Source organism: Maribacter sp. X9 (genome assembly GCF_048537565.1).
Classification (GTDB): Bacteria; Bacteroidota; Bacteroidia; order Flavobacteriales; family Flavobacteriaceae; genus Maribacter.
Map to the genome: position 1 here is coordinate 2,968,465 of NZ_CP183215.1, position 25,732 is coordinate 2,994,196.

At 38.8% G+C, this 25,732-nt stretch carries 26 protein-coding genes; 17 read left to right on the forward strand and 9 right to left on the reverse strand.

Annotation, left to right across the window (positions count from 1 at the left end; genetic code table 11):
• Positions 1 to 89: 89 nt before the first annotated feature.
• Together ACNR9Q_RS12570 and ACNR9Q_RS12575 are read left to right on the forward strand one after the other, a co-directional pair.
• On the forward strand, positions 90 to 641 hold the full coding sequence (locus tag ACNR9Q_RS12570; protein WP_419211568.1) for a hypothetical protein: 552 nt from the start codon (positions 90 to 92) through the stop codon (positions 639 to 641).
• A 9-nt stretch (positions 642 to 650) separates the two neighbouring features.
• Complete coding sequence (locus tag ACNR9Q_RS12575) at positions 651 to 2,489, forward strand: glycoside hydrolase family 3 C-terminal domain-containing protein (protein WP_419211569.1); 1,839 nt, start codon at positions 651 to 653, stop codon at positions 2,487 to 2,489.
• A 10-nt stretch (positions 2,490 to 2,499) separates the two neighbouring features.
• On the opposite strand, the gene ACNR9Q_RS12580 is transcribed toward ACNR9Q_RS12575, so the two are convergent.
• The 3 genes from ACNR9Q_RS12580 to ACNR9Q_RS12590 all read right to left on the reverse strand — a co-directional run bounded on the left by ACNR9Q_RS12580 (position 2,500) and on the right by ACNR9Q_RS12590 (position 5,446).
• Positions 2,500 to 3,627: a PepSY-associated TM helix domain-containing protein gene (locus tag ACNR9Q_RS12580; protein ID WP_419211570.1), complete on the reverse strand. Its 1,128-nt coding sequence runs from the start codon at positions 3,625 to 3,627 to the stop codon at positions 2,500 to 2,502.
• Positions 3,628 to 3,938: 311 nt separating this feature from the next.
• A complete protein-coding gene (locus ACNR9Q_RS12585; RefSeq protein WP_419211571.1) occupies positions 3,939 to 4,700 on the reverse strand; it encodes an SDR family NAD(P)-dependent oxidoreductase in 762 nt (253 codons plus the stop codon).
• A gap of 17 nt (positions 4,701 to 4,717) precedes the next feature.
• Positions 4,718 to 5,446: a phosphatase PAP2 family protein gene (locus ACNR9Q_RS12590; protein WP_419211572.1), complete on the reverse strand. Its 729-nt coding sequence runs from the start codon at positions 5,444 to 5,446 to the stop codon at positions 4,718 to 4,720.
• Between the two features lie 185 nt (positions 5,447 to 5,631).
• Here ACNR9Q_RS12590 and ACNR9Q_RS12595 point away from each other — a divergent pair, with 185 nt between their 5' ends.
• Positions 5,632 to 6,474: a 1,4-dihydroxy-2-naphthoyl-CoA synthase gene (locus ACNR9Q_RS12595; protein ID WP_419211573.1), complete on the forward strand. Its 843-nt coding sequence runs from the start codon at positions 5,632 to 5,634 to the stop codon at positions 6,472 to 6,474.
• A 331-nt stretch (positions 6,475 to 6,805) separates the two neighbouring features.
• Positions 6,806 to 7,213: a VOC family protein gene (locus tag ACNR9Q_RS12600; RefSeq protein WP_419211574.1), complete on the forward strand. Its 408-nt coding sequence runs from the start codon at positions 6,806 to 6,808 to the stop codon at positions 7,211 to 7,213.
• Here the strand turns inward: ACNR9Q_RS12600 and ACNR9Q_RS12605 are convergent.
• A complete protein-coding gene (locus ACNR9Q_RS12605; protein WP_419211575.1) occupies positions 7,210 to 8,541 on the reverse strand; it encodes a serine hydrolase domain-containing protein in 1,332 nt (443 codons plus the stop codon). The genes ACNR9Q_RS12600 and ACNR9Q_RS12605 overlap by 4 nt on opposite strands.
• A gap of 43 nt (positions 8,542 to 8,584) precedes the next feature.
• Between ACNR9Q_RS12605 and ACNR9Q_RS12610 the strand changes: the two genes are divergently transcribed.
• From ACNR9Q_RS12610 to ACNR9Q_RS12630, 5 genes are all read left to right on the forward strand, one after another.
• A complete protein-coding gene (locus ACNR9Q_RS12610) occupies positions 8,585 to 9,460 on the forward strand; it encodes a pirin family protein (protein WP_419211576.1) in 876 nt (291 codons plus the stop codon).
• Between the two features lie 107 nt (positions 9,461 to 9,567).
• Positions 9,568 to 11,079: an FG-GAP repeat domain-containing protein gene (locus ACNR9Q_RS12615; protein WP_419211577.1), complete on the forward strand. Its 1,512-nt coding sequence runs from the start codon at positions 9,568 to 9,570 to the stop codon at positions 11,077 to 11,079.
• A 5-nt stretch (positions 11,080 to 11,084) separates the two neighbouring features.
• Positions 11,085 to 11,495 (forward strand): 3D domain-containing protein, encoded by a 411-nt coding sequence (locus ACNR9Q_RS12620; RefSeq protein WP_419211578.1) that lies wholly within the window; start codon positions 11,085 to 11,087, stop codon positions 11,493 to 11,495.
• A gap of 8 nt (positions 11,496 to 11,503) precedes the next feature.
• Positions 11,504 to 12,172, forward strand: coding sequence for a peptidoglycan recognition family protein (locus ACNR9Q_RS12625; protein WP_419211579.1), 669 nt, complete (start codon positions 11,504 to 11,506; stop codon positions 12,170 to 12,172).
• 35 nt (positions 12,173 to 12,207) lie between these two features.
• Entirely contained in the window at positions 12,208 to 13,671 is a 1,464-nt protein-coding gene (locus ACNR9Q_RS12630; RefSeq protein WP_419211580.1) for a M14 family metallopeptidase, read from the forward strand.
• Positions 13,672 to 13,764: 93 nt separating this feature from the next.
• Here ACNR9Q_RS12630 and ACNR9Q_RS12635 read toward each other — a convergent pair whose 3' ends face one another.
• Together ACNR9Q_RS12635 and ACNR9Q_RS12640 are read right to left on the reverse strand one after the other, a co-directional pair.
• Positions 13,765 to 14,595 (reverse strand): OmpA/MotB family protein, encoded by an 831-nt coding sequence (locus ACNR9Q_RS12635; RefSeq protein WP_419211581.1) that lies wholly within the window; start codon positions 14,593 to 14,595, stop codon positions 13,765 to 13,767.
• A 205-nt stretch (positions 14,596 to 14,800) separates the two neighbouring features.
• Positions 14,801 to 15,892 (reverse strand): vWA domain-containing protein, encoded by a 1,092-nt coding sequence (locus tag ACNR9Q_RS12640; RefSeq protein WP_419211582.1) that lies wholly within the window; start codon positions 15,890 to 15,892, stop codon positions 14,801 to 14,803.
• A gap of 210 nt (positions 15,893 to 16,102) precedes the next feature.
• On the opposite strand from ACNR9Q_RS12640, the gene ACNR9Q_RS12645 reads away from it, so the two are divergent.
• Genes ACNR9Q_RS12645 through ACNR9Q_RS12655 form a run of 3 tightly spaced genes read left to right on the forward strand, consistent with a single transcriptional unit; the run spans position 16,103 to position 18,820 of the window.
• Positions 16,103 to 17,113 (forward strand): XdhC family protein, encoded by a 1,011-nt coding sequence (locus ACNR9Q_RS12645; RefSeq protein ID WP_419211583.1) that lies wholly within the window; start codon positions 16,103 to 16,105, stop codon positions 17,111 to 17,113.
• Positions 17,110 to 17,733 (forward strand): nucleotidyltransferase family protein, encoded by a 624-nt coding sequence (locus ACNR9Q_RS12650; RefSeq protein WP_419211584.1) that lies wholly within the window; start codon positions 17,110 to 17,112, stop codon positions 17,731 to 17,733. Before ACNR9Q_RS12645 ends, ACNR9Q_RS12650 begins: the two co-directional genes overlap by 4 nt.
• The gene (locus ACNR9Q_RS12655) at positions 17,720 to 18,820 is read left to right on the forward strand and encodes an amidohydrolase family protein (protein WP_419211585.1); all 1,101 of its coding nucleotides are present in this window, start codon (positions 17,720 to 17,722) and stop codon (positions 18,818 to 18,820) included. Before ACNR9Q_RS12650 ends, ACNR9Q_RS12655 begins: the two co-directional genes overlap by 14 nt.
• Here ACNR9Q_RS12655 and ACNR9Q_RS12660 read toward each other — a convergent pair.
• The gene (locus tag ACNR9Q_RS12660) at positions 18,810 to 18,968 is read right to left on the reverse strand and encodes a hypothetical protein (protein WP_419211586.1); all 159 of its coding nucleotides are present in this window, start codon (positions 18,966 to 18,968) and stop codon (positions 18,810 to 18,812) included. The genes ACNR9Q_RS12655 and ACNR9Q_RS12660 overlap by 11 nt on opposite strands.
• Before the next feature lie 211 nt (positions 18,969 to 19,179).
• Here ACNR9Q_RS12660 and ACNR9Q_RS12665 point away from each other — a divergent pair, with 211 nt between their 5' ends.
• Positions 19,180 to 19,668, forward strand: a complete 489-nt coding sequence (locus ACNR9Q_RS12665) for an RNA polymerase sigma factor (protein WP_419211587.1) — start codon at positions 19,180 to 19,182, stop codon at positions 19,666 to 19,668.
• A gap of 4 nt (positions 19,669 to 19,672) precedes the next feature.
• Positions 19,673 to 20,272 carry a hypothetical protein gene (locus ACNR9Q_RS12670; protein WP_419211588.1) on the forward strand — a complete coding sequence of 200 codons (600 nt, stop codon included), beginning with the start codon at positions 19,673 to 19,675 and terminating at the stop codon, positions 20,270 to 20,272.
• Between the two features lie 6 nt (positions 20,273 to 20,278).
• On the opposite strand, the gene ACNR9Q_RS12675 is transcribed toward ACNR9Q_RS12670, so the two are convergent.
• Positions 20,279 to 20,908, reverse strand: coding sequence for a GntR family transcriptional regulator (locus ACNR9Q_RS12675; protein ID WP_419211589.1), 630 nt, complete (start codon positions 20,906 to 20,908; stop codon positions 20,279 to 20,281).
• Positions 20,909 to 22,048: 1,140 nt separating this feature from the next.
• Between ACNR9Q_RS12675 and ACNR9Q_RS12680 the strand changes: the two genes are divergently transcribed.
• The gene (locus ACNR9Q_RS12680) at positions 22,049 to 22,507 is read left to right on the forward strand and encodes a cold-shock protein (protein ID WP_419211590.1); all 459 of its coding nucleotides are present in this window, start codon (positions 22,049 to 22,051) and stop codon (positions 22,505 to 22,507) included.
• Between the two features lie 14 nt (positions 22,508 to 22,521).
• Entirely contained in the window at positions 22,522 to 23,457 is a 936-nt protein-coding gene (locus tag ACNR9Q_RS12685) for an EamA family transporter (RefSeq protein ID WP_419211591.1), read from the forward strand.
• On the opposite strand, the gene ACNR9Q_RS12690 is transcribed toward ACNR9Q_RS12685, so the two are convergent.
• Positions 23,450 to 24,034: a pseudouridine synthase gene (locus tag ACNR9Q_RS12690; protein WP_419211592.1), complete on the reverse strand. Its 585-nt coding sequence runs from the start codon at positions 24,032 to 24,034 to the stop codon at positions 23,450 to 23,452. The two genes, ACNR9Q_RS12685 and ACNR9Q_RS12690, sit on opposite strands and share 8 nt — an antisense overlap.
• Before the next feature lie 119 nt (positions 24,035 to 24,153).
• Here ACNR9Q_RS12690 and ACNR9Q_RS12695 point away from each other — a divergent pair, with 119 nt between their 5' ends.
• Positions 24,154 to 25,707: a DEAD/DEAH box helicase gene (locus ACNR9Q_RS12695; RefSeq protein WP_419211593.1), complete on the forward strand. Its 1,554-nt coding sequence runs from the start codon at positions 24,154 to 24,156 to the stop codon at positions 25,705 to 25,707.
• Positions 25,708 to 25,732: the final 25 nt, after the last annotated feature.

The window sequence follows — 25,732 nt, forward strand, 5'->3', positions numbered from 1 at the left end:
CTCTCTTCATGATATATACTGCAAAATTCAATTTGATACTATTTGTGATTGCTATCTTTAGCGGTATATTTTACAGAACAACATCAACCATGAAAAAAATTTTAAAGATTACTGGGATTATTGCTCTTCTATTGGGATTGGTAGTCTTAGGGGGATGGATGTATTTAAAATCCAAGTTATTCAATTTTGAGGGTGATTATACCGAGACTACCGAAATTGAATCTATGACCGTTAGTGGATATACCTTTTTAGACCGGAATGCAAACGGAAAACTTGATCTGTATGAAGACTCAAGAAAATCGACCAAAGACCGTGTATCGGATTTACTATATCAAATGACACTAGATGAAAAAATTCATGTGCTCAAGGGTGCGGGAATTGGTTCTGCTGTGGGTTTGGGGAATTCGGAAACTGGTATTCCTGGTGCAGCCGGGGTGATTGTACCCACCCCACGATTGGGAATCCCCACTATTTATTTATCAGACGGGCCGGCAGGGCTTCGTATAGAACCAACAAGGGAAGGAGCTACCGAAACCTATTATGCAACGGCTTTTCCCATTGCCACGCTTTTGGCATCAACATGGAATACAGATTTGGTAGAAGCAGTGGGTAATGCCATGGGTGAGGAAGCCATGGCCTAAGGGGTAGATGTGATTTTAGGACCTGGCGCCAATATACAGCGACACCCTTTTAATGGTCGTAATTTCGAATATTTCTCTGAAGACCCTGTACTCACCGGTGCTATGGGCGCGGCCATTGTCAACGGAATTGAACGAAACGGCGTGGGAACATCGGTAAAACATTTTGTGGCCAATAACCAGGAAACCAATAGAAATAACAATAATGTCATCGTTTCTGAGCGAGCCCTGCGGGAAATCTATTTAAAGGGTTTTGAGATTATTGTGAAAAAATCACAACCCTGGAGCATTATGACTTCGTATAACAAAGTGAACGGCATCTATACTTCTGAGGATAAACGCTTACTTACGGATATTTTAAGGGATGATTGGGGTTTTGAAGGACTGGTCATGACAGATTGGTTTGGAGGCTATGATACCCCAGCACAAATAAGCGCAGGAAATGACCTGATAGAACCCGGTACTAAATTTCAATGGGACGCCTTAAAGGAAGCCCACGAAAAGGGAGCGTTGACCAACGAACAAATTGATACCGCTGTAGGCCGAATTCTAAAACTGGTGTTGGAATCCCGTAAAATGCAGGATTATCAATATAGCAATAATCCAGATTTAAAGGCGCATGCCACGATTACAAAAGAATCCGCCGCGGAAGGTATGGTACTTTTGAAAAATGAAAATACGCTTCCGGTAAACCAAGGGGCTAAAGTTGCTTTGATCGGAGTGAATTCATATGAATTTATTGCCGGAGGCACCGGTTCTGGTGACGTAAACGAAGCTTATACCGTATCGTTGGAAGAAGGACTTCAAAATCAGGATTTTACGGTTAGTCCGCAAGCAGCTGCACTTTTTCAATCCCATAAAAATGCAAATGCCAATAGTTTCGTGAAACCAGAGGGGATGGATGCGATGTTTACCCCTTACAATCCGCCACAAATCAAATATACCGAAGAAGAAATGAACACCCTGGCCACTAGCGCTGATGTTGCCATGGTTACCATAGGCAGAAATAGTGGAGAAGGGGGAGACCGAGTTGAGAAGAATGATTTTCTATTAACCGACGAAGAACAGAAAATGCTTCAGCAAACCGTGGACGCATTTCATAACAATGGAAAAAAAGTAATCGTTGTATTGAATATTGGAGGGGTTATTGAAACAAACTCTTGGAAAAAGTTACCCGATGCCATTCTTCTTGCTTGGCAAGGTGGGCAGGAGGGGGGAAACTCCGTTGCCTCTATTTTAAGTGGTACGGTAAACCCCAGCGGTAGATTACCCATGACTTTTCCGGTGAATGTAAGTGACCATGCCAGTCATAAAAATTTTCCCTTGGATGGAAGCTCGTTAGGTGCATTTGATTTTTTCCAGAGTGGAAAAGAGGTGCCAAAGGCGGAACAACAACGCAATGTGGACAATACCTACTATGAAGAAGGAATTTATGTAGGCTACCGGCATTTTGATAAAACAAATATTCCCGTTTCCTTTCCCTTTGGTCATGGTCTGTCCTATACTCAATTTGACTTTGAGGGATTGGATTTAACCGTTGAAAATGATACCATTTTGATAGCTACCATCATTAAGAATGTTGGAGCTACCATTGGAAAAGAGGTGGTGCAAGTATATGTATCCAAACCAAACACTACTATTGATCGACCGGTTCAAGTGTTGAAAGCATTTGCAAAAACCCAAAGCTTGGAACCCGAACAAACGGAAGCAATCTTACTAAAAATTCCTATCGCCGATTTACGCTATTGGGATGAAAAGAAAAAAGATTGGGCATTGGAAAAAGGTCTTTATGAGTTGCGATTGGGGGCTTCTTCCCGTAACATTATTGAAAAGGTACAAGTCGAGCTTTAAGTAAAATTTGTCATTTGGTTTTCCCTTTTTTATAGGTCCGACCATACCACAGTAAAGTACCTGTCACTGGGAGAGAAGCCACCAAAAGACTTACCGTAAAGGCCAGTATTTTACCCAATAATCCACCAATAGCGCCGATATGGATATCATAGTTCATTCGTAATATTTTATCCGCTACGCTAGCATCGGCATATTTTCCGTAAATGGTATTTGCATCCAATTCCTGTAAGGAGTTCTGGTCAAAATAGAGAAAATCGGCATTATAGAACAATCCGTCGGTATTCGTAACTTCCACATAAATAGCATCGGTATCTGAAAAAGGGTAATGGACCTCAAAACTATCGGCTGCGGCGTATTGCTTTTTAACTTTTTCAAACACCTTATCAATGGGTAGGATACTGGCCGAAGCTTCTGTTTTTGGACTTTGGTTATCTGGAATAACGAAGGTGACGTCTTTAGCGCCGCCCACGGTGGTATAAACCGCACTTTGAAACCAACCATAGGACATCACTAGACCGGTAATGGACAGGATTAGGGCAAGAGCGGCAACATAAAATCCGATAATGGCATGTAGGTCAAAATTCTTACGTTTCCAACGTGTGGTGGTTTTCCAATCAAACGTTATCCGTTGCTTTAGGTGCTTTCTTTTCTTGGGAAGCCATAGAAAAAAGCCCGAAATGATGATCAGTACGAAAAGAAGTATTGAAATGCCAACCACCTGTTCTCCGATTTCTAAGGGCAGCCATAAGCGCATATGCCCTTTCAGCACAAAAGCAAAAAAACCCGATAGATGATCCTTAACATGAAGCACCTCTCCAGAATAGGGATTTAAAAATACACTTTGGTAAAATTCTGGTTCCAACTCATAAAAAATAACTTCAATAGCTTGGTCAGGTTTACCATATAACGTACCGTGAACATGTTTTTCGGGAAAAATTTCTTTGGCGATTTCCCGCGCCGTAGCTGGGGATAGCACAGCCGTATCTTGTACCATTACGGTATCGTAATCAGAATATAAACTTTCAATTTCGGCTTTAAACGCCCAACAACAACCGGTTACAGCTACTACGAAAACAACGATTCCTGTGGCTAAACCTAGTATTTTATGAAGTTGAAAAATAAATTTTTTAATAGTCATGAAGGGGCGAATAAGAAAACCGAGGAATGCCAAAAAAAATGCGCAGTTTTACATAGGGTTAAAATAAATAGGACAGATTTGAGGTGTTAAAACAAATGGAAAAACTCATCTAACTTTATAAAATAATTTAATTAAGACTTATTACAAATAATTGTTGAATACAAATATATCTCCCCCTTACCAACTGGGCAAATTATTTATAACAAATCTAAATAATGGAAGGTACAAGTGATGAGTACTGAGGTTTTAAAGGTCGAAATTATACTTTATTCCACTGTGCCTTAAGAATAAAAATCCTGTCAGGTATTCGATTAAAGCATCATTCCCCCAGATGCTTCAATACGTTGGCCGTTGATCCATTGTGCATCGTCGGAGCATAAAAAAGCCACGATACCACCAATATCGTCTGGTTCGCCAACGCGGCCAAGAGCAGTATTACTTGAGATAATATCCCGCTTTTTATCATTGTTTTTGTTTTCACCACCACCAAAATCGGTCGCAACAGCACCGGGGGCTACTACGTTCGCCCTAATTTTACGGTCACCCAATTCCTTGGCCAAGTATTTCGTAAAGACCTCTACAGCTCCTTTCATACTACCATAAGCAGAAGAACCTGGCAAGGAAAAACGTGCTAAGCCCGACGAGACATTAATGATACCACCGCCATCGGTTAGAAAGGGTATCGCCTTTTGGGTCAAGAAATACACACCTTTTAAATGAATGTTCATCATTTCATCAAAATCATTTTCGGTAGTCTGTAAAAAAGGTTTATAAATGCCCGTACCGGCATTGTTGATCAAGTAATCAAAACGGGACTCTTCATAAGTTTCCGATAAATAATCGGATACGTGCTTAAAAAAGGTAGTGAATTCGTTCACGTTGGTCGTATCTAATTCAAACGCTTTTGCTTTTTGTCCCTTATCTTCAATGAGCTTTACCACATCTTGTGCGGCAGCTTCGTTCGTGTGATAGGTGATGATGACATCGATTCCTTTATCGGCTAATCTAAGGGCCATATTTTTGCCCAATCCACGGCTTCCACCGGTTACCAAGGCTATTTTACTATTTTTCATACGCTTTCAACTTAAAATTAGGTTCTAGGGTCTCTTCTAAAAATGTCGATCAAATCAAAAATAAGAATACAAAATACGACCCAGATGAAGCCTGCAATGAATCCGCCTGCAATATCTGACGGAAAATGTACCCCTAGGTAAATGCGACTGATACCGATACTCAAAATGAGTAATACCAATATCAAAATTAAAAAAAACTTGGCCACTTTATGGATGTTGAAGGTATAAAAAAGATATACCAAAAATCCGTAGAAAGCCATGGCACTCATTGCATGTCCACTAGGATAACTTAAGGTTTCTACAGAAACCAAATGTTCAATACCTGGTCGTGCACGGTCTATAAAACGCTTCAGTATCATGTTAGAACCTGTAGCCAGTATGAGAACCAAGGTGGCCTGTATGACATATTTCCACCGCTTAAAAACCAATAGGGAAACTAGTAAAAAGACAGCCAGCACGATAAGGTATCCATAAGAATCGCCCACATTCGTCACAAACTTAAAATACCGAGTCAATGCCGGTGTCCTATATGAAATAATATAATCGGTAATCGCGGTGTCATAGGTTGCCAACATCTCTGTTTTTAAGGTTTCCGTGAGCTCTATGAAAAGGTTAATGCCTCCCACTACTATGATCAAGGCAATGACCATGGTAATCAAATACGGTAAACTCTTATTGTATTGATGGAATTTCTGTGCTAAAAAATCACGTAATGACTTTATGAATTTAAAAAGTACTTGTCTCATACTATAGTTTACGATTAATCTCTAAACTTAGAATAATTTCTGAAATTAGGACAAAAATAGTACTTTGATTATTGACCTATTTGCTTAAAGTTGATCAAAGGAATAATGAGCTTAGAAAAATTCAAAATTGGCAACGTAGCCAATGAAACCCTATCTTTATGCCACAATTGTATAGAAATTTACATATGAAATCACCCGACTGGCAAACTGCCCTAGAATTTGAGGATATCACCTATAAAAAATGTGACGGTGTAGCCCGTATCGCCTTTAATAGACCCGATGTACGTAACGCATTTAGACCCAATACCACAAGTGAATTGATAAAGGCGTTTTACAATGCCCAGGAAGATACGTCCATTGGTGTGGTCTTACTTTCTGCCGAGGGCCCATCGACTAAAGATGGCATTTGGTCTTTTTGTAGTGGCGGAGATCAAAAGGCTAGGGGACACCAGGGTTACGTTGGGCAGGATGGTCAGCACCGTCTGAATATCCTAGAAGTTCAACGCATGATTCGGTTTATGCCTAAGGTCGTTATCGCCGTCGTACCGGGATGGGCCGTCGGTGGCGGACATAGTTTGCATGTAGTGTGCGACATGACCTTAGCCAGCAAAGAACACGCCATTTTTAAACAGACCGATGCCGATGTAACCAGTTTTGATGGTGGCTATGGATCTGCCTATCTCGCCAAAATGGTGGGACAGAAAAAAGCCCGTGAAATTTTCTTTCTAGGGCGTAATTATTCTGCCCAAGATGCTTTTGAAATGGGAATGGTGAACGCAGTAATTCCACACGATGAATTGGAAGACACCGCCTTTCAATGGGCGCAAGAGGTATTGGAAAAATCTCCCACCTCCATTAAAATGCTGAAATTCGCCATGAACCTAACCGATGACGGTATGGTCGGTCAGCAAGTTTTTGCCGGGGAAGCTACACGTTTGGCCTATATGACCGAAGAAGCCAAAGAAGGTAGAAATGCCTTCTTGGAAAAACGAAAGCCCGATTTTGGAAAGGATAAGTGGTTGCCGTAACGTTAGGGATTAGTGAAAATAAATCCGTACAATTTAAATTACTTTTTGATTCATTTTGTTTGAAGGGACAGGCTTGAGCCAAATATGCCTCAACCAAACACCCCTAAACTAAAAAGAGTCCGATCAGATGACCAGACTCTTTTACGAGAACACTATATGAAAATGAAAAATTTTACTTCCTTTTTAAGAACACTGTAAATGTAAGAGAAGACCTTAATTTTTTAAAACTATTGTTGTCACACAAGGAAGACTTGTTGTGAAAGCGTTTTAGATTGTGGTTTAGCCGAAAATACCTACAAATGAATTAGTGATTATATGTAAAAAGCACCCTATGAAATACGGTTATACAATTGGTTATGTGGACAATGTAGTAGAAACAATTACATTCTACAAGAAAGCTTTTGGGTTTGTTCAAAAATTCATTACGCCAGAAAATGATTATGCAGAATTAATTTCCGGGGAAACGACAATTGCTTTTGCTTCTATTTCTTTAGGAAATTCTAATCTAAAACAAGGACTACAATCCGTTTCAAAATCTAACAAACCCTTTGGGTTAGAAATGGCGTTCATCTCTGAACATATAGAAAGTGATTTTCAAAAAGCTATAGATGCCGGGGCTCATCTATATGAACCCCTAGGCGAAAAACATTGGGGACAAAAGGTAGGCTATGTATTGGATAATAACGGCTTTCTTATTGAAATCTGCTCGCCGATGCAATCCAATGAAAAGAAGTCCTAATTGATAGACTGTAGAATTTCACTCAGCAAGGTATTGAACTGTTCATCGGTCTGCTCCTCCAATCCGGTGCGGACTACAATAAGGTCTTTTGACGGAATGATGAATACGCGCTGCCCTTGAAAACCGTTTACAGAAAACAGGTCACGTGGAATATCCGCATATTTACCTTCTGCATTCAGCCAAAAATGGGCACCGTAAGTTCCATTCGAACCTTGGGTAGGTGTGGTGATGTAATCTACCCACGATTCTGAGAAGATGCGTCGTCCGTTCCAATCACCTTTGTTTAAATACAATAATCCAAACTTGGCCCAATCGCGTGTTGTGGCCCACCCATAGGAAGAACCTACGTAGTTACCTTCTAAATCAGTTTCCAGCAACATGGAGTGCATTCCTATTTTATCGATGAGTTCGGCATAGGGAAAATCAAGATATGCTTGATGACTTTTGAACTGACCTCGTAAAATACCGGATAATAAATTGGTGGTGCCAGAGGAATAATTCCATATTTCGGTAGGTTGTGCTACCAATTTGTTCTCCTTTTGTGCTTTGGTCATATCCGAGGCCAAGAACAACATACGGGTTACATCTGATATCTTAAAATAATCCTCGTCCCAAGCCAAGCCGCTTTGCATGCGCAATAAATGGTTTATCGTGATGTTCTTACGGTCATCATTTTGCCATTCCTGAACGGGAGCGGTAGTATTTACATTAATTTTCCCTTGGTATTCTAAAATTCCATAGAGCGTAGCTAACACGCTTTTGGTCATGGACCATCCTAAAATGGGGGTATCTTTTGAAAATCCACGTATATAACGTTCCCCAATGATCTGATTTTTATGCACCACCAACAAAGTTCTTGTTCTCTCCTCAGGGTTTTTGAAGGCATTGGTGAGGGCGACCTCCAACTTTGCATAATCTACATTTTCTAAAATTGTATCGTTTACACCATTGTTGCCATAGGGAAAAGGAAGTGTATCGGTTACTATAGTCCTATGGGGGGTTTCAAAAAAATTATGTTGGGTATACTCATCATTCGTTAACACGGCACCCAATCCATGCTTATAAACGGCCTTACGCTGCATAAGTCCGTAAACCGACGCCGTGGCAGATTTATCCTTTTGAGAAACTTTCGATTGTGCTAAGTTGATCAAGGACATATCATGATCGTACAAATTTACATCGACTGGATTCCTATGGGCTATAAACACATTAGACGCTAAATTCTTTGAAGCGTAACCTGAAATGAGATTAAGTTTTGGGTAATTGAAATAGGCAACTACTACCAATGCGATCAATACAATGCCTAAGACCCATTTTAATTTTTTCATTTCTTCTTTTTTCAATTGTTGTAAATTTATCAAAACGAAACGTATGTCCAACATCGGATTGATAATTGAAGAAAGAAGTAGGGATATTGGTGATTTTTTAGTGGGGCGATTGATACCCTTCCGAAAGAAGCGAATGATCGGTCCGTTTATCTTTATAGACCACATGGGCCCCACACAGTTAGGACCCACCAAGTATATGGATGTGGACCAACATCCACATATGGGGCTATCAACCTTGACTTTTTTATTGGAAGGAGAAGTAATGCACGAGGACAGTATGGGAACCAAGCAGTTGATACGGCCGGGTTCGGTAAATTGGATGGTTGCCGGTAAAGGGGTTACCCATACGGAACGAACCCCGCCTAGTTTAAGGAACGGAAACATATTTACGGCCCATGGCTATCAAATTTGGGTAGCATTACCCAAAGATAAGGAGGACATGGAACCGGAATTCCATCATATTGCCGGTGAAGATTTACCCACTTGGAGGGATGGAAATGCCATTTTCACTTTAGTTGCAGGGGAGGGTTATGGTCGTACATCTCCCGTACCGGTTCATTCTGAATTGTTCATGATTGAGGTAAAGACAACAGACGCATACGCGTTGAATACAATAGACAACCTAAAAGGAGAGGTTGGGATTTGTATTGTAGAAGGAAGCATTGAAGCCTGCGGTGAAGTGGTGAAAAAAGGTAATATTTTAGTTTCTAAGGTTTTAGATACCTGTAATGCGATTCTAAGACCAAATACTCACATATTATTATTTGGTGGGGAGCCTTTTCCCGAAGAACGCCATATTTATTGGAATTTTGTCTCACATGATAAGGCGAAATTGGAAAAGGCAAAAAATGGATGGGCCAATAAAACCTTTCCGATGATGCAAAATGAGGATAGTTATGTGCCTTTGCCTAGCCCATAGTTTTTTACAAATAGTACAGAAAGCCTGTACGTTTTACTTGCAGGATTATAGGGGTATCGGTATCTTCCAAACATAATTACTATATCGTGTAAATCATTTCAATTTCAATGGCTTTCAAAATAATATCTTATAGCTGCTTATTCGCGTTTTTTATTTCTTGCACTACTGAAAAAAAACCTAAAGAGGTCGTACTTTATGAAACGTATTGTGCCAGCTGTCATATGGCTCCTCAAATATCCGACCTTCCAAAGAATATTTGGGAAAATAATGTATTACCGGCCATGGCGGCCAGAATGGGCATTATCACAAAGGAAAACCATCCATATAATAAATTACCGTTTAATGAGCAATTGGCAATTATAAAAACAGCAATCTTTTCTAGTAAACCAATTATAGAACAAAATGATTGGGAATTACTTAAAAAGTATATAATTACCATGGCTCCTGATGATTTATCCCCCATAGAATATAATTTTGATAGCGAACCATTAAAACAATTTAGTATTCGTTCAGTTAATATAGATAGTACCCACGGCGGTCTCTTTACTTTTTTAAAAATCGATAAACAAAATGAAAAGATCCTAACGGGTAGCTTAAAAGGTGAACTTAATACATATGATTTAAAAACAAGAGAAGACAGTCTTCTAGGCTTTTTCAATATGGGCATTACGGATGCAAGGTTGAAAGGAGATAGTGTGTTCGTAACGACAATGGGCAGGCTCAATCCTTCTGAAGTTCCAGTAGGAAAGCTCGTTAGGAAAGTAGGTAAAGAAGCAGCCCGTTTGGTTGATTCCTTACATAGACCCGTACATACGCTCTATATAGATTTGGATAAAAATGGAACCGAAGAGATTATACTAAGTGAATTCGGTGATCTTACAGGAAGGTTGACTTTATTGCAAAAGGACAATTACGGATTTTACAAAAGCACATCCCTTTTAAACCTACCCGGTACCCTTAGAGTTATTGCAAAAGATATGGATAAGGATGGGAAAGAGGATTTAGTGGTGATGGCCGCTCAAGGTGATGAAGCTGTCTATATTCTATATCAGGAAAAAGGTTTAAACTTCAGGATTGAGAAGGTATTACGGTTTAGTCCTGTATATGGTTCCAGTTGGTTTGAATTGGTTGATTACAATGGTGATGGTTTTGATGATATCATCACCGTTAATGGTGATAATGCCGATAAATCGTATGTAACCAAACCTTACCATGGCATGCGTATTCATCTGAACGATGGCGAAAATAATTTTAAAGAAACTTACTTCCATCCCTTAAACGGGGCTACTCGGGTAATCACTCGGGATTTTGATCAAGATGGCGATTTAGATTTTGCCTTATTGGCCACTTTCCCAGATTATAAAAACCATCCTGAATACAACTTCGTTTATTTGGAGAATTTGGACAGTGATCATTATACCTTCAAGCAAGAACATTTGGCCGATACCAAAATGGGGCGTTGGTTCTTGATGGATGCTGCAGATATAGATGGGGATGGGGATGAAGACCTTGTCTTAAGCGCCTTTACCTATTCTTTCACGCCCGTACCTAAAGAACTGGAGGAAGCTTGGAGCGAAAGTTATACAGACCTTTTATTTCTGGAAAATAAGCTACATTAGTATGCATGTGGAAAAAGGTGTTCATCTGCTTTATCTGTTTTACAGTTTTCAACTGTAGAGAGAACACCTTGGATAAAAATTATCATTGGATTCCCCTAAAAGTTACGGCAACCGCCTACAATTCTGTGCCGTACCAAACCTCCTATGAACATCCTGCCATCACAGCATGGGGAGATTCAATTAAACCTGGGGTAAAATGGATCGCTGTTTCCCGAGATCTTTTAAAAAAAGGACTCTCCTATAACACCATGGTAAAAATTGATACTTTAGAGGGAATTTATCTCGTGAAGGATAAAATGCATTATCGATGGAAAAATAGAATTGATATTTATATGGGAGAAAATATAAAAATGGCCAAAGAATGGGGAAGAAGAAAAATTACCATAACCTACGCCGTCAAAAAAGATAGTATTTAAAATTATCCATGAATCGAATTTTAAAAGGACTTTCAATAGCCTTGCTATTAGTAGCTTGTACAACCACCAAGAATATTGTTGACCGACCCATTACGTTCAATGAAGAACGGAAAATATTGACGTTAGAGTATCTTCAAAACAGATACGATCTCGATCAGGAAACTCCTAAAATAGACCCTAAAATGATTGTGTTGCATTGGACGGTCATCCCCACTTTTGAAGAATCATTCGAAGCGTTTGACCCGGCCACCTTACCCAATTGGCGATCTGACATAAAAGATGTAAGCGGTTTAAACGTTTCTTCCCAATTCATGGTCGATAGAGATGGTACTATTTACCAATTGTTACCAGAAACTACAATGGCGCGTCATGTGATAGGCCTTAACCATTGTGCCATAGGCGTTGAAAATGTGGGTGGAACGGATGATCTGCCTTTGACCAAGGCACAATTAAAATCGAATATTTGGTTGGTTAGATACTTAAAAGAGAAGTATAACATCGACTATTTAATAGGGCATTACGAATACACACTTTTCGAGAACCATCCGCTTTGGCTGGAGAAAGATGACGAGTACCGCACCAAAAAAACGGATCCTGGTGTCGATTTTATGCAAAAAGTCAGAAAGGCCGTTGATGACCTTAATTTTAAACCGTTGCCCGAAAAAATATCAAACTAACGAATAGCCTTAAGTAGTATAAAATGAAATCATTAATGAAAAAGACAGCATTGCTTTTTATGGGCTTTATTTCCTTTTTGGGAATGGGGCAAATCGAGAATATTACCACGCAGTTATACGATACTTATGAAACCTACAAAGAAACTACTTTAGGGAAAAGGCGTATCAAGCGAAGTGACATACAGCCATTAATAGAAAGTTTTTCAGGTAACCCAAAGTTTAAAGTTACTACTGTCGGCAAATCTATTGGCGGAAAAGATTTAAGCCTAATCAGCTTAGGGTCAGGGGAAACGAACGTTTTTCTTTGGTCGCAGATGCACGGTGATGAACCCACGGCCACACAAGCAATTTTTGATATTCTGAACTTTTTTGACAGTCCCGATTTCAAGGCCGAAAAAGAAGCGATCTTAGCTAATCTGACCGTTCATTTTTTACCGATGCTAAATCCCGATGGAGCGGAACTTTTTCAACGTCGCAATTTATTGGGTGTTGATATTAATCGTGATGCGATACGTTTACAGTCACCAGAATCCCAAACCTTAAAAAGGGTACGCGATAGTTTAGATGCCGATTTCGGGTTTAACCTGCATGATCAAAGTACGTATTATAATGCCGAACGCACCGAGAAACCGGCAACCATTTCCTATTTGGCCCCTGCTTATAATTATGAAAAAGAAATTAACGAAACCCGGGGCAATGCTATGAAAATCATCGTATTCATGAACGATATTCTTCAAAAATATGCCCCCGGACAAGTGGGCCGTTATAACGATGATTTTGAACCTAGGGCTTTTGGGGACAATATTCAAAAATGGGGAACCAGTACCATCCTCATAGAATCGGGTGGTTATCCTGAAGATCCCGAGAAACAGGAGATTAGAAAACTGAATTATGTCTCTATTCTTTCCGCTATTTATACTATCGCTAAACAGAGTTATAAGACAATTTCCATTAGCGAATATGAAAAAATTCCGGAGAACGACCGTAAGCTATTCGATTTGAAAATTGTAGCGGCCAACTATGAATTAAGGGGGAATACTTATGTAATAGATTTAGGCATTAATCAAGTTGAAGTGGATTATCAGGACCATAACGGCTTTTGGTATAGTAGTCGTATCTTAGATCAAGGAGACCTTTCTACGTATTATGGCTACCAGACACTGAATGCATCTGATTATACCATAAAACAGGCCAAAGCATATCCCAAAACTTTAACGACCATGAACGAAGTAAAAGCCATTAATTTTAAGGACTTACTTCAACAGGGATATGGATTCGTTCGTATGGCGACGATTCCTGCCAAGCAGGTAAACGCTCCCTTCCCAGTTCATTTGATCGGTCCAAATTACAAAGTCCCACAATTGTTTTTGGAGCCCGGTATAAATCCTACCTTCTTTTTGGAAAAGGATGGAAAAATGGCTTTTGCGGTAATCAATGGTTTTTTAGTTGACCTTACATCGAATGTGATAAACATCCCGAATGGGATGATCTATAAATAAATACTTAGAACCGAATTCTCTACTCGTTTCAATTTGAAGAGACAAAAAAAGGGAAGCAATTTGCTTCCCTTTCTAACAGACAATTAAACTTCCTTATAGACTTTCTTCAGCATCTAATAATGCAAAGAATTTATCTAAATTGGGAAGAATAATAATTTTAGTTCTTCTATTCATGGCCATATTCTCTTTGGTATTGTTCTCGACCAATGGTAAATAACTACTTCTACCGGAGGCGATCAATTGAGAAGGGTCTACGCCGTAATCTTTTTGAAGTTTACGTACAATAGAGGTGGCACGCTTAACGCTTAAATCCCAGTTATCAGCTACCATTGGGGTATTGATCGTTCTTGAATCGGTATGACCCTCTACCATTACTTCCATACTCGGCTCCGACTTGATTACTTCAGCCAATTTTTTCAAAATCTTGTCCGCCTTGTTGCTTACATTATAACTAGCCGTATTGAACAAGAGTTCATCAGAAATATTAATCATCACAACTGTTTTGTCAATATTTACGTCAACATCTTCACCTTCATCTGAAATGGATTGTTTTAGTTTGTACGAAACCGCTAAGTTCATGGAATCTTGAAGTGTTTTAGCTCCCGCTAATTTTGAAGGATCAACATTCTTCAAGGTGTTTCGCATTTTAGCCTTTGTATTATTGCTTATTACTGCAACATCGTCCACTGTAGTGAATTGGCTATCGTTCATTTCCTTTAAGGAATTGATTTTAGAATTGTACTCTTCTACTCGGGCCTCAATTTTGGCCATTTTTGCTTCCAAATCCTCTTTTTCAACTTGTGTCTTTGTGAGTCTGCTCTGGGTTTGGGATAAGTTGTCTTCTAAGGCAACATATTTCTTTTTAGAAACACATGAGGTAAGAAGGGCTACCGATAATAATGTAATTAAGGATAATCTTTTCATTGTATTCTGTTTAAATTAATATTAGTAATCGCTTATATATACGGGTCGAATCGACAAACGGACGTTTTATCGGATAAACAGCTGCGCCTAAAAAGCGAAATTAGTCCGCCAATAAAATGAGTATCAAACAGTTGTTACCTTAAAATTCTAACAAAAAAAAGAAGCCTTTTCAGGCTTCTTTTTAATTTTTAAGACAAAACGTATGTTATTCACATCCACCTGTAAATCCGTTGGCATTGAATTTTGTCTGTACAGCACCACTTCTTGAACCTGTGGTTACTTCAATGGCTAAGTTGTTATCGCCACTACCATCCCTTTTGGGGCTACAATATTCGAACAGATAATAGCTATTGGCGCGCTCGGAAACCTTTTCTGATATTTCATTAAAGGTATCTTCCAGTTCATCCTTATTTTGGGCGAACACGCTCGATGTTTTCCCTATTGCCTTTAATACATCGGTATCTATTTCTCCACCTAGACCTATACTAAAGAAAGAGATATTCGAATTGGCGTCGTTCACTTTTTTTACAGCTTCTTCCTCTTTAAAACGAGAAGCTTGATCGGTACCATCGGTAAAGATGACTACAGAGGCAGCTCCGATTTTCCCTCCCGAAGTAGATTTTTTAACCAACTCAGACGCAATATCGGTCGATTTGATTACCGCACCATATAAATCGGTTGATGGATCATTACTGATATCATTTGTAATGCCATCGACTGAAGCAGCAAGTTCTGTTCTTGAAGAAGTAAGCTCGTTCAAAAGATGTAACTCATTTTCTCCATCGAACCAATAAATGGCCATTTTTACAGATTCGTTAGGAGTTGCTGGCATTACCGCAGTTATAAAACTGGTCGATGCCGATTTTAGTTCATCTAGGCTACTGCTCAAAACACTATTACTTAAATCGAGTACCAACAAGGTGTTGTTTGAAAAAATTTGTGAATTCGGTGAAATTCTTGCAGAGGACTCGGTTGAAGAAATGGTATTAAAACATTCATCGTTTCGTCCTTGCTCGTAAATGGTGAACTTATCTGCAGTTAAGCCTGATACAGGATTTCCATCAACATCTGATACTCTAAATAAAATAGAAACTTTACCGGGTAAGGTTGTATATTGTTCTTGAATGGACAATACTAGTTCGCCCTCGTCCAACCCTAAACAATCATCAACAGTTTGCCCTTTACCGAGATCACCTCCAAGATTCAAATCCAAGTTCACATCATCATCGGCGTTACCACAAGAAACAAAGAGGGTCAGTAAAAAAAATACACTGAAGGTTTTAAAAAGAAATTTCATATTCATCAATTATAGGTTCAACTAGCAGAACGTGCAAAGTATATTTAAATTATGGGGAAATAAGAAATAAATGTTAAAGATTGTTAAAGCAAAATATTGGTTCGGCACAAGATTTTGAAAAGAGGTATATTTCAATGGTTTAAAGTCTCAGTTGGTCTTTTAACCTTACAATTTTCAAAACTTAATTGCTCGTCAAGAAAAGCGACCTACATGACCCACGAGTTTAAAAAGATTATCAAAGAATACCAGTTGGCTAAAAGTAGCGCTATACGTTGTGTTTTGGCAACCGTGGTCGATTTAGATGGGTCGTCGTATCGCAGGCCAGGCGTACGAATGCTTATTCGAGAAGACGATATCATGATCGGAGCCGTAAGTGGTGGTTGTGTGGAAAAGGAAGTTTTGTTTCAGGCCCAATCCGTATTTGAAAAGAACATATCTAAATTGATGACCTATGATGGTCGATATCGCTTGGGATGTGAGGGGATTTTATATATCTTACTCGAACCCTTCGCTCCGTCCGAAGAGGTTATCAGTGCATTTGAAGAAACGATTAATACGCGTAAACCTTTCGAATTACGAACAGCGTACCAAAAGGAATTTGGCGAACTGAAACATTTTGGCACCCTTATTTCTTTAGATACAGAAACATTCCCGGCATATGCGGATACCATGGAACAGCCGAGTGCGCTACATTTTCAACAAACGATGCAACCCTGTAAACGACTCTTAATCATTGGGGGAGAGCATGACGCGGTACAGCTTTCGCACTTTGCCTTGAGCATGGGCTGGGAGGTGAGTGTTGCAGTTACACCTAAGGAAGATAAAACCAAGGTAGATTTTCCAGGTGTTGATCAACTTTTTGACTACGAACCTGAAAATCTCCCTACAGAAAGCATAGACGCAAACACCGCCGTTATTCTCATGACCCATAGTTATGTGAAGGATTTGAAATATTTACTGGTTTTAAAGGAAACGAAACCCATGTATTTTGGACTATTGGGCCCCTTAAAAAGGCGGGAGAAATTATTGGCCAGCCTTTTGGAACAGGATATGGATATTGATTTGGAATTTATAGAAAAGATCCATGGTCCGGCAGGGTTGAATATTGGTGCAGAAACGCCCCAAGAAATTGCGATTTCCATTCTTTCTGAAATATTGGCCGTTATTCGTAAGACCAATCCCATTATGTTGAAAAATAAGGAAAATAGGATTCATCATTGAGCCAAAATCTTCATATAGCGGTATTGATCATGGCAGCCGGGGCTTCTAAACGAATGGATGGCATCAAACAACTGTTGCCATGGAAAACTTCCAATTTTTTACTGGAAACAATTAAAACCGTTAAAGAGAGTAATGCAACTAGCATTCATGTGGTACTTGGTGCGAACGCAGATTCAATTATCGACCAATGCAATTTAGAAGAGCAAAATGTAGAGCTGATCATTAATCCCGATTGGTCTTTAGGCTTAGGAAAAAGCATCGCCCTCGGTGTCAAAAAACTAACGGAAAAAAAACACATTCCCGACGGCATTTTGATATGTTTGGCCGACCAGCCTCTACTAAGCACTGAATATTTAAATTCGGTTATCACCAGTTATACGAAGCAGCCTTCGAAAATTGTAGCTTCTATATATAGAAATAGGGCAGGGGTTCCTGCGTTATTCCCTAAATTCTTTTATCCTAACTTAGTACTTTTAGAAGGAGATCAAGGGGCAAAAAACATTCTTGAAGATATAAACAATGAAATTATTGTATTGAATGCCCATGGACAGCTCACCGATATCGACACTAAAGATGATTATGACCAACTACAAACCAATTTTCAAAATGAGAATAAGTAAAAAAATAATTTCAGTTTGGGCAATGGCCCTGACCCTATTCACCACCACTGCAGTCCGATCTCAAGAAATGAGCTTTGAAGAATATAATCCCACATCTACTCTGGTGGTGCCAGGCAAGGAAATTACAAAGGCAAAGTTTCCTTTTGTCGATGTGCACAGTCATCAGCGTGACATGTCCGCCAAAACCTTGAATGCACTGATTAAGGATATGGATAAAATGAACGAGGCCATAATGGTGAATTTAAGCGGGGGTACGGGAGAAAGCTTGAAAGAGAAGATCGATAATATCAACAACAGTTATCCCACTAGATTTGTAGTATTCGCAAATGTAGATTTTGAAGGGGCAACCGATATGGAATGGGGTAAAAAAGCTGCCACGCAATTAGAGCAGGATATCAAGAACGGTGCGAAGGGATTGAAAGTTTTTAAAAGTTTAGGCCTTCGTAATAAAGATGCGGAAGGAAATCGTTTGGCAATAGATGATCCCCGATTAGACCCTATTTGGGCCAAATGTGGTGAAATGGGTGTTCCTGTTTTGATTCATGCTGCAGATCCAAAATCATTTTGGGACGATATGGATGCCGATAACGAGCGCTGGCTAGAGCTAAAAACACACCCAAGAAGAAAGCGTACCGATACAGATCCCGCTCCGTTTGAGCAGATTATTAAAGAACAGCACAACGTATTTAAAAAGCATCCGAATACAAAATTCATAAACGCACATATGGGTTGGCATGCTAACAACCTTGCTAAATTGGGAGAACTTCTGGATGAAATGCCGAATATGAACGTTGGTATTTCTGCCGTCATCGCAGAGTTAGGACGACAGCCACAGAATGCGAGGGCCTTTTTCATAAAATATCAAGATCGGGTACTTTTTGGAAAGGATAGTTGGAAACCAGAGGAGTTCCCTACTTATTTTAGGGTGTTGGAGAGTAATGACGAGTATTTTCCGTACTACAAAAAATATCATGCGTTTTGGTCCATGTACGGTTTAAATTTGCCGGACGAGGTGTTGAAAAAACTGTATTACAAAAATGCAATCGGACTAATTCCCGGATTAGACACTTCGCTTTTTAAAGAATAGTATCATTACCATTCCTAGCTTCATTTTGATCAGCTACCGGAACATCGCTTACTTCTTGAAAAATACCGCAGGATAATTGCTTTTTAGCCAATGCGGGGGTATTTTTTCGTTTGGTCAATGCCTCTATTTCCTTATTTAAAAATTGCATAACTCATTAATTTTTAAGTAAAACGAATTTTTATCCGCCATGTTGTATTTCGCTGTTCTAATTCGCATTAAACCAATAGTCTAAAAGTCCATAGTAATGATTTTGCAGGGCACTGAAAGATTTTTATGCTCGGATTAAAGTTAAAAAAAAGCATCAATCGTGTGACAAATTAAAAAGATATCCTACTAATGGATAAAACAGAACAAATAAAATGCCGAAAGAAGCAGCCTTTACTGATCTAATACGAAAACATCAAGGGCTACTGTTTAAGGTTACTTCAATCTATACGGATAACAAAGAAGACCAAGAAGACCTTTTTCAGGAAGTCGTGTATCAACTTTGGAAATATTTCGATTCGTTCCGAAATGAAGCGAAAATAACTACTTGGATGTACCGTGTGGCGATGAACACGGCCATTACACATTTGAAACGGAAGAAAAGACGCCCTGATTCCATTTCAATTGCAGATACCATTATTAAAGAAACTGATGTAAAGAGTGAGCTATACGAAGAACGTCTCAGGTTATTATACACCCATTTACAACAGTTGAATACGTTGGATAGAGGATTGATATTTCTTTTGCTCGAAGGAAAAAGCTACAAGGAAATCGCCCTAATTACGGGACTGGGAGCTAGTAATGTTGGCACACGCATTTCCCGGATAAAGAATAAATTAAAAACGAACATGACTAAATCATAACAGCATGGAACTAGAAGAACTACAAACTGCTTGGATGCAAATGAGTACCGAATTAGAACAACAGAAAAAATTAACCGATGAAATTATTTTAAATATGACCAAAGAAAAATACAGGAACAAGTTCAGGACCCTAATCAATTATGAATCGTTCGGTGCCCTTATTTGTTTTGTCTATGCAATTTTCCTTATATCTAATTTCAGTAAACTAGATACGTGGTATCTGATTACCTGCGGTAGTATTGCCCTTTCATTTTCACTATTGTTACCTGTTTTGGGCATGAAATTTCTTTTTCAGATTAAAAATTTGGATGTCTTCAATGAAGATTTTAGACAGATAATCTTAAAATATACGAAGGCAAAGAATAATCTTTTACGATTACAGCAGTTCGCAATAGCGGCAGGATTCGTAATATTCTTCCTTATCATCGCCATTAATGCCAAGATTTTATCGAATAAGGATATTTTTCAAGCAGAGTTTAAATTCGGGAATTGGATCCGTATAGTCGCTGGACTTTTAGTTATGATATTCTTTTGCAGATGGGGTTATCGGAGCTATAAAAAAGTAACAGCCTCGGCAGAAGCGATTTTAAAGGATTTGGAATAGTTGAATCTATTCGCTCAATTTCTTTTGGATGTAATTCAAGATCAACATCCAATTCATTTTGAGTAGGAGGGAAGCAGTGGGCACATTATCATCTGCTATGGCAGAAATAATCGCTTCATGTTGATTATCAGATTTATTGTAGAATGAATCGTCGCTGGTAAAGGCTCGTTCGTAAAAGAAAATCCGAGTTTTTAAATCATTCAATATCTGAAGTGCCAAATCATTAGGATACCCTTTGGTAAGTAGTCTATGGAATTCTAGGTCAGCCTGAATCCTTGAAATGGCATTTTCGGCATTTTCAAAAACTTCTTGTTGGTTACGAAGTTGTTCGATATCTTGGGTGGTAAACTCAGAATTCTCAATGGCCATCACCTCTAAATTAGCCACTAACCCGTAAAGGTCTTCCGCTTCTTTAACGTCTAATTCGGCAATGATAAAGCCTCTATTGGGTACCGCTTGTATAATATGAGCCTGTTGTAATTGGGTCAAGGCTTCACGAATAGGAGTAACACTTACCTTCAGATTTCGTGCAAGAGCCGCTAAATTTATGGTCTTACCGGTGTGAAGTTTCCCCGTAATCATTTCCGCCAAAAGGTAATCACGGACTTGATCCCTCAAATTGATTTTCACAAGCATACATCAAATATAATATATCGTATATGATATAACCCTATTGAACTTATTTTAGTATAAGTCAATCGATTAAATACGATGAAATCAAAGACTTCCTATAAAAAATTAAGGATATGAGTGATGAATCCATATCCTTGGCATTTTCTGTTACACTAAGCGAACTTCCTTATAGATCAAAAGTCGCTGCTTATCTGTAATAGCCCTCCACATAATAGATTTAGATACGGTAATAGGGCAAACTAGCTTTGTATGTTGCATGATGTTCGTTTTTTGTTCCGGTGATGAACCGAAGATGAATGATTGACTTACTGATTAATGGGTATGATTTCTAGAGGCTACCCATTGTACCCGCTTACTGTTCTTGAAATTGGAGAAGAACGTATTCTTTCTTGATTCCGTTGGTGTGTTTCTGATAAAAGTGCTCATGATGTTCGTTTTTTGTTCCGGTGATGAACCGAAGATGAATGATTGATTTTTGATTGACTTACTGATTAATGGGTATGATTTCTAGAGGCTACCCATTGTACCCGTTTACTGTTCTTGAAATTGGAGAACAACGTATTCCTTCTTGATTCCGTTGGTGTGTTTCTGATAAAAGTGCTCATGATGTTCGTTTTTTAAGTGATGATGAATTGTTTTGTTATATAAAGAAGACGTTCAAACAAATTATTTGTTACAGTACTATGTATAAAAAGGTACTATTTTTAACAATTATTAATTCCATCTTAGATTTAAATATTTATAATACAGATAGTTATATGCTTTTATTTTTTTTAGATATTAACATTTTCAATTACTTTTTTCATTGTCACGATTTCTATAATGCCAAAAAAGAATTATAGAAGGGCGTTTGAACTTCAAAAAATTGACTTTTGGGTATTGCTGATCTATTTTCTAAAAACTTGATTGAAATAGGTTAGAACAAATCTTTTAACATATTGATAGTTTGACCGTTTGAAATACCCTAAAATCCGATTACATCTCGTATCTTTGGGCAACTTTATGGGGATGCAGATGATTCTTGCAATGACCTTACAACGAATGCCGTCATAGTTTGCTCAAGAAACCTACCATTCGTTATACATGTCAACACGTATTTCACTTCCTCGATAGTAAAATCAAGTATTATTTTTAAAATTTCGAATGGCAAAATCACAACAGACATTTAATAAAACTGAAAAAGAAAAAAAGCGTTTAAAGAAACGTGAAGAAAAGCAAAAGAAAAAAAATGCCCGTAAGGCTGCAGTAAAAGAAAGCGGAACTTCTGGTATACCATTGGCTTATGTAGATCATAATGGTAATTTGGTGGATACTCCACCAGATCCTTCCATGAAAGTTGAAATTGATGCAGACGATATCATTTTAGGAATTCCTAAAAAAGTAGCCGGTGAAGAAGAAGAATTCGACCCGGTGAGAAAGGGTAAGGTCTCCTTTTTTGACACTTCAAAAGGTTTTGGTTTCATCATAGATGCCGAGAACAATGAAAAATACTTTGTTCACGTGAGTGGTCTTATTGATGAAATCATGGAAAATGACAAAGTTTCTTATGAATTGGAAAGGGGTATGAAGGGCATGAACGCCGTTCGTGTCAAGAAAATCTAATCCCGACCTACCCGATGGTAAAGAAGAAACGCAACGCCTTTCTTGTCGTTTTGTCATTTTTTGCCATTTATTTTATTTGGGGCTCAACTTATCTCTGGAATAAGATTGCGGTTACAGAACTCCCGGCCTTTATGTTGGCAGGCACTCGTTTTCTTGTGGCCGGGTGTCTCATATTCATTTTGGCCAAGCTGTTAGAGTACCCTCTTAAAATCACCAAAAAACAATTCAAGAATACGGTCATTGCAGGATTTCTATTTTTAACTTTTGGAAATGGAGTAGTGGTATGGGCCTTAAAATATGTGGATAGCGGATTTGCGGCATTAGAAGTCTCTGCGCAACCCTTGGTGGTCCTATTAATGATGCGTATTCTTCAGGGGAAGAAAATAAAACCCATGTCAGTGATAGGGGTAGTTTTAGGTATTACCGGAATTTTTCTATTGGTGGGCCAAAAACAAATCATCGCACAGGATGGGGCCGTTTTAGGAATGGTCTTGATTTTCTTTTGCATGCTGAGCTGGTCGTATGGCAGTTTATTTGTGGGTAAAGCAGATTTACCAAGCAATTTCTTTGTGAATACGGGATACCAAATGTTTACCGCCGGTATTTCGCTTCTATTGATCAGTAGTCTATTGGGTGATCATTGGTCTGCACCCACGGAATGGAGCACTACGGTAATCTCGGCTATGCTGCTATTAATTGTATTTGGTAGTATCGTAACCTTTACTGCATTCAATTATTTATTACGGATCGTCTCCCCTGAAAAAGTAGCAACATCTTCTTATGTAAATCCCATTATCGCCATGATTTTAGGCTGGTATTTTTTAAATGAGGCGATAACCATTCAATCGGCCATTGCTTCGGTCATCCTTCTAACGGGAGTATTTTTTATAAACACTAAAAAAAGAATTACACTATTTTCACGTTTTACAGCAAAAAAAATGCCTAAATAGAGAATGCTTTTGAGGCCAATGGTAGAACTTCTCTCGGCACCATCCTATTTATATGAATGTTTCCGATTCGCACCCTTATCAATCGTTGGGTTGGAAAACCGACTACGGCGGTCATTTTACGTATCTGCCTAAATTTTCCTTCGGTAAGGGTTATGCTAATCCATGAGGTAGTTCTATGCCTTCCTATTCGTAGGGAGGAATCCGCTTCGGGTAGTGTTGGGGCAGCGTCCAATAATTTAACTACGCATGGTTTAGTACTATAGTTCTTTCCGAAGATACCGATACGGACTCCTTTTGATAACATTTCTATCGCTTCACCTGTAATTTCGCCATCCAATTGTGCAAGATATTCCTTTTCAATACCAGAACTATTTATGGTATCGCTCAATTTTCCATCCGTAGTCATTAGTAATAACCCTTCAGATTTTTCATCTAATCTACCAATGGGCATGATACCCTTTGGAAAGTCATACAGCTCACTCAAAAAGTGTTTCTTTCGAAGTTGACGGTCTTCACTAGATGTCATTTGGCTTAACATGCCAAAAGGTTTATATATTTTAAAATGGTACTGTTCCACTTTTCAAGATTCTTCTTAAGTAATCAGTTGCAACTCGACGCAAAAGATACCCTTTTTAACCCGTGAATTAGTAATCTACTTTAGAAGATGTTACCTTTGCAACTTCCAGAAAAGATTTTATGCAAGAGACCGTTTTTGAACTACAGGACAAGAAGACTGAAAAAGAACTCTACAGCTACCAGCAGGGAGCTATTCAACAAATTTTTGACAAGTTTGATTCTGAACGTGATGATTACCATCTTTTATACCAATTACCCACAGGTGGTGGTAAAACGGTGATTTTTTCTGAAATGGTGCGGCAATACCTTAAAAACCATAATAAGAAGGTATTGGTCATGACCCACCGCATCGAACTTTGTAACCAGACCTCTGAAATGCTTACCAGCTTCGGCGTAGTGAACAAAGTAGTCAATAGCAAGGCTAACCTCGATGATCAAGAACGGTACAGTTGTTATGTAGCCATGGTCGAAACCCTCAACAACCGATTGAACGATGACCAATTGGATATCTCTGATGTGGGGCTGGTCATCATTGATGAAGCCCATTACAACTCGTTCACCAAGCTTTTTAAATTTTTCGAAAATTCCTTTGTGTTAGGCGTAACGGCGACCCCGCTAAGTTCCAATAAGGATTTGCCCATGAACAAGAACTATGATGAACTCATTCCCGGGGAATCCATAGAAAACTTAATCGCCAATGATTTCTTGGCAAGGGCAGAGGTCTTTCAGTATGACATGGGACTTACCTCTCTTGAGATTGGTTCTAATGGAGATTATACCGTAAAGTCTTCGGCGGATCTCTATACGAGTCCGGCCATGTTGAACAAATTGCTAGAAGCCTATACCAAACATTCAAAGGGAAAAAAGACCTTGATCTTTAATAATGGTATTGAAACCTCTATACAAGTATATCATACGTTTCAGGCAGCAGGCCTGCCGGTAATGCATTTGGACAATACCGCTACTAAAAAACAACGAAAACAGATATTACGTTGGTTTAGGGAAACACCCGATGCCATATTAACGTCCGTAAGTATTTTGACCACAGGTTTCGATGAACCCACCATAGATTCTATTATACTGAATAGGGCCACAAAATCTTTAACGCTTTACTATCAAATGATCGGTAGAGGATCAAGGGTCTTGAACAATAAATCGAAATTTACAGTTATCGATTTAGGGAACAATATGTACAGATTCGGTCCGTGGGGTGCGGATTTGGATTGGGAGGCTATCTTTAAGTCGCCGAACTATTACATGGATCGTATTCGTGATGATGAAGATATTGAAAGCGATTTTAAGCTTGACTTGTCCGATGAAATTAAGGAAGAATTTAAAAATTCTGACGAAACTTTTTTCGATATCAAGGAGACCTATGAGACGGCAACATTTGCAGGCGAATCCTCAAAAGTTGTCCTAGAACGTTCCATAGCCCAGCACGCCTATATCTGTATCGAAAACAGTGAAGATGTCTATGATGCCTTGGCACTGGCCAAGTTGTTAAAAGAAGATATAGACAACCGTATTCATGTGTATGGTAAATGCATCAGTAAAAGTACTTATAACTTTTTGAGCTGGTTAAAAGACGATTATCAAAAGAAATTGAATGCCTATTTACGCGAAAATTTCGATACAGTTTTTGAGGATATTCACGGCCATCCGCCGGAGGACTAAATTTTAGAATCCATTTTCGAAACCT

Coding starts and splice junctions, on each gene's coding strand:
- ACNR9Q_RS12570 (WP_419211568.1), top strand. CDS start 90: ATGAAAAAAATTTTAAAGATTACTGGGATTATTGCTCTTCTATTGGGA.
- ACNR9Q_RS12580 (WP_419211570.1), bottom strand. CDS start 3,627: ATGACTATTAAAAAATTTATTTTTCAACTTCATAAAATACTAGGTTTA.
- ACNR9Q_RS12585 (WP_419211571.1), bottom strand. CDS start 4,700: ATGAAAAATAGTAAAATAGCCTTGGTAACCGGTGGAAGCCGTGGATTG.
- ACNR9Q_RS12590 (WP_419211572.1), bottom strand. CDS start 5,446: ATGAGACAAGTACTTTTTAAATTCATAAAGTCATTACGTGATTTTTTA.
- ACNR9Q_RS12595 (WP_419211573.1), top strand. CDS start 5,632: ATGAAATCACCCGACTGGCAAACTGCCCTAGAATTTGAGGATATCACC.
- ACNR9Q_RS12600 (WP_419211574.1), top strand. CDS start 6,806: ATGAAATACGGTTATACAATTGGTTATGTGGACAATGTAGTAGAAACA.
- ACNR9Q_RS12605 (WP_419211575.1), bottom strand. CDS start 8,541: ATGAAAAAATTAAAATGGGTCTTAGGCATTGTATTGATCGCATTGGTA.
- ACNR9Q_RS12610 (WP_419211576.1), top strand. CDS start 8,585: ATGTCCAACATCGGATTGATAATTGAAGAAAGAAGTAGGGATATTGGT.
- ACNR9Q_RS12615 (WP_419211577.1), top strand. CDS start 9,568: ATGGCTTTCAAAATAATATCTTATAGCTGCTTATTCGCGTTTTTTATT.
- ACNR9Q_RS12620 (WP_419211578.1), top strand. CDS start 11,085: ATGTGGAAAAAGGTGTTCATCTGCTTTATCTGTTTTACAGTTTTCAAC.
- ACNR9Q_RS12625 (WP_419211579.1), top strand. CDS start 11,504: ATGAATCGAATTTTAAAAGGACTTTCAATAGCCTTGCTATTAGTAGCT.
- ACNR9Q_RS12630 (WP_419211580.1), top strand. CDS start 12,208: ATGAAAAAGACAGCATTGCTTTTTATGGGCTTTATTTCCTTTTTGGGA.
- ACNR9Q_RS12635 (WP_419211581.1), bottom strand. CDS start 14,595: ATGAAAAGATTATCCTTAATTACATTATTATCGGTAGCCCTTCTTACC.
- ACNR9Q_RS12640 (WP_419211582.1), bottom strand. CDS start 15,892: ATGAAATTTCTTTTTAAAACCTTCAGTGTATTTTTTTTACTGACCCTC.
- ACNR9Q_RS12645 (WP_419211583.1), top strand. CDS start 16,103: ATGACCCACGAGTTTAAAAAGATTATCAAAGAATACCAGTTGGCTAAA.
- ACNR9Q_RS12655 (WP_419211585.1), top strand. CDS start 17,720: ATGAGAATAAGTAAAAAAATAATTTCAGTTTGGGCAATGGCCCTGACC.
- ACNR9Q_RS12660 (WP_419211586.1), bottom strand. CDS start 18,968: ATGCAATTTTTAAATAAGGAAATAGAGGCATTGACCAAACGAAAAAAT.
- ACNR9Q_RS12665 (WP_419211587.1), top strand. CDS start 19,180: ATGCCGAAAGAAGCAGCCTTTACTGATCTAATACGAAAACATCAAGGG.
- ACNR9Q_RS12670 (WP_419211588.1), top strand. CDS start 19,673: ATGGAACTAGAAGAACTACAAACTGCTTGGATGCAAATGAGTACCGAA.
- ACNR9Q_RS12675 (WP_419211589.1), bottom strand. CDS start 20,908: ATGCTTGTGAAAATCAATTTGAGGGATCAAGTCCGTGATTACCTTTTG.
- ACNR9Q_RS12680 (WP_419211590.1), top strand. CDS start 22,049: ATGGCAAAATCACAACAGACATTTAATAAAACTGAAAAAGAAAAAAAG.
- ACNR9Q_RS12685 (WP_419211591.1), top strand. CDS start 22,522: ATGGTAAAGAAGAAACGCAACGCCTTTCTTGTCGTTTTGTCATTTTTT.
- ACNR9Q_RS12695 (WP_419211593.1), top strand. CDS start 24,154: ATGCAAGAGACCGTTTTTGAACTACAGGACAAGAAGACTGAAAAAGAA.